This is a genomic window from Arthrobacter sp. 35/47, from assembly GCF_000520475.1.
Classification (GTDB): Bacteria; Actinomycetota; Actinomycetes; order Actinomycetales; family Micrococcaceae; genus Arthrobacter_D; species Arthrobacter_D subterraneus.
The window spans coordinates 106,046-108,763 of the sequence record NZ_KI914592.1; the positions used below are offsets into that span (position 1 = coordinate 106,046).

General features: G+C 67.4%; 3 protein-coding genes. 1 reads left to right on the plus strand and 2 read right to left on the minus strand.

Annotation, left to right across the window (positions count from 1 at the left end; all coding sequences use genetic code 11):
• Positions 1–2,183: Tex family protein (locus X803_RS18410; protein ID WP_253907407.1), on the minus strand; the 2,183-nt coding region annotated here is incomplete at its 3' end.
• Positions 2,184–2,335: 152 nt separating this feature from the next.
• Between X803_RS18410 and X803_RS21820 the strand changes: the two genes are divergently transcribed.
• Entirely contained in the window at positions 2,336–2,485 is a 150-nt protein-coding gene (locus tag X803_RS21820) for a hypothetical protein (RefSeq protein ID WP_156929993.1), read from the plus strand.
• A gap of 37 nt (positions 2,486–2,522) precedes the next feature.
• Here the strand turns inward: X803_RS21820 and X803_RS0107160 are convergent.
• Positions 2,523–2,718, minus strand: a 196-nt coding sequence (locus X803_RS0107160; protein WP_216699040.1) for a hypothetical protein, incomplete at its 5' end; no start/stop codon positions are given.

Here is a 2,718-nt window from a genome sequence, read left to right on the forward strand (position 1 = left end):
GCAGGACGAGCCGACCGACCGGCGTCGTCCTTCAACCGCAGGCTGAGGGAGATGCGCTTGCGGTCCGGATCGGCTTCGAGCACCTTGACCTTGACCACCTGCCCGGATTTCACGATCTCGTGGGGGTCGCTGACAAAGCGGTCGGCCATCGCCGAGACGTGGACCAGCCCGTCCTGGTGTACGCCGACGTCCACAAAGGCGCCGAAGGCCGCAACGTTGGTGACCACGCCGTCGATGATCATTCCCGGCCGCAGGTCCGAGATTTTCTCGACGTCGGCAAACGACGCCGTGACAAACGCCGGACGCGGATCACGCCCCGGCTTCTCAAGTTCGGCGAGTATGTCCTGCAGCGTGGGCAGCCCCACCGTGTCGTCCACGTACTCGGCAAGGTTCAGCGACCGGAGCGAGCCGCCGGCGTCGTTCACCATCCGCCGGGTCACGGGATAGGCCTCCGGGTGCACGCTGGAGGCATCCAGGGGCTCCGGGCCGCCGGGGATGCGGAGGAAGCCCGCGCATTGCTCGAACGCCTTTGCGCCGAGCCTCGGAACCTTGAGGAGGTCCTTCCGGCGGGCGAAGGGGCCGTTGGCGTCGCGGTGGGCGACAATGTTCTCACTGAGCAGGGAGCCCACCCCGGCCACCCGCGACAGCAGCGACGGTGAGGCAGTGTTCACGTCCACACCGACCGCGTTCACGCAGTCCTCAATCACCGCGTCGAGCGAGCGTTCGAGCTTCGAGGGGCTGACGTCGTGCTGGTACTGGCCCACGCCGATGGACTTCGGGTCGATCTTCACCAGTTCGGCGAGCGGATCCTGCAGCCGCCGGGCGATGGACACCGCACCGCGCAGGGACACGTCAAGCTCCGGCAGTTCCGCAGACGCCAGGGCTGACGCCGAGTACACGGAGGCGCCGGCCTCGGACACCACGAGCTTGTGCAGAGTGCGCCGGGACATCAGCGCGATCAGCTCAGTGGCCAGCTTGTCCGTCTCCCGCGAGGCGGTGCCGTTGCCGATCGCAATGAGTTCGACGTCGTGGCTGTCCACCATCCGGGAGAGCACCGCGAGTGCCTCGTCCCATTTTCTGGCCGGTGCGTGCGGGTAGATGGTCGCCGTTTCGAGGACCTTGCCTGTCCCGTCCACCACGGCCACCTTGACGCCGGTACGCAATCCCGGGTCGAGTCCGATTGTGGTGCGGCTTCCGGCGGGCGCAGCAAGCAGCACGTCGCGCAGGTTGGCGGCGAAGACGCGCACGGCTTCGGTTTCGGCCTCCTGGAAGAGGCGGACGCGGAGATCGATCGAAAGCTTCGCAAGAAGGCGGCGCCACGCTTGCTGGGCGGTGGCCAGAAGCCAGGCGTCGCCCGGACGGCCGTGGTCGGCCACACCCAGGAATGCGGCCACGGAGTTCTCAAAACGCCGCCGCGCGCGCAAAGCGGCCTCGGCGTCGGCCGGGTCAGCCTCAGCGAGCGTCAGCTGCAGCACACCCTCCTTCTCACCCCGCAACAGTGCCAGCACCCGGTGTGACGGCATCCCGGACGGCGACTGCACAAAGTCGAAGTAATCGGCGAACTTCTGGCCCTCGGCTTCCTTGCCGGGCACCACCTGCGAGCGCAGCTTCCCCTGCTTCCACAGGCGTTCGCGCAGGTCGGCGAGCAGGTCAGCGTCCTGGCCGGCCTTTTCCACCAGCAGTGCGCGTGCTCCTGCCAGCGCGTCATCGGCTGTGGGTACGGCGTCGTTCAGGTAGCGGCCCGCCTCGGCCGTGGGATCGAGGGACGGATCGGCCAGGAGCCCCTCCGCAAGCGGTTCCAGCCCCGCCTCGCGGGCAGCCTGCGCCTTGGTGCGCCGCTTCGCCTTGAAGGGCAGGTAGATGTCCTCGAGCCGTGCCTTGGTGGTGGCGCCGACGACGGCGGCACGCAGCTCATCGGTCAGCTTGCCCTGCGCTTCGATCGCGTCCAGGACGGCCGCTCGCCGCTCCTCCAGCTCGCGCAGGTACCGGAGCCGCTCCTCGAGCTCGCGCAGCTGGGCGTCGTCGAGGGTGCCGGTGACTTCCTTGCGGTAGCGGGCAATGAAGGGGACCGTGGATCCGCCGTCGAGCAGCTCCACGGCGGCCTTGATCTGCCACTGCTGGACGCCGAGCTCCTCGGCGAGTTGCTCGAAAATGCTGGGCGGGGCGGTAACTGGTGCGTTCACGCCTGCCATTGTTCCACTGTCCCCACCCCCTGGAGGAATGGGGGTTGATCTCGGACAGTAAGGATTTACGGTTAATTACCGGCGCGTTGATCTGCAGTTCCTGTGTATGGTGCCGCCGCATCAGCGGCCGTTGCAACCACGGAGGAGAGGTCATGAGCAAGGAACAGATGAACACGTGGTGGAGGAAATTGGCGGTGGCCGCGGTACTTCCGCTGGCTGCCCTGGGCGCGGTCGGCTGCGACGATCCGGGCGAACAGGAGGAGCAGGAGGAGCAGGAGGAAGTCGAGGAGAGCGGCTACTAGGGATGAATTGTTGCCTGCAGCCCGGTAGTAATACGGCCTAGGCGCAGCCCTCGCGGGTCAGCTCGATCACCAGCGGGTGGGTTCCCGTGAACTCCTGCCCCCCGGTGGAGTAGGCGACGGTGATGCCCTGCGCGGTTCCGGCGTCGGCACCCTCGGCGATGGAGACTGCAACCACCAGGTTGACGTACTCGTGGGTGCTCACGGCGTATCCGTCGGCCGGGACGGGATCCACC

Bases quoted from the DNA above. Each gene is read 5' to 3' on its own strand.
- X803_RS21820 (WP_156929993.1), top strand. From the start codon at position 2,336: ATGAGCAAGGAACAGATGAACACGTGGTGGAGGAAATTGGCGGTGGCC.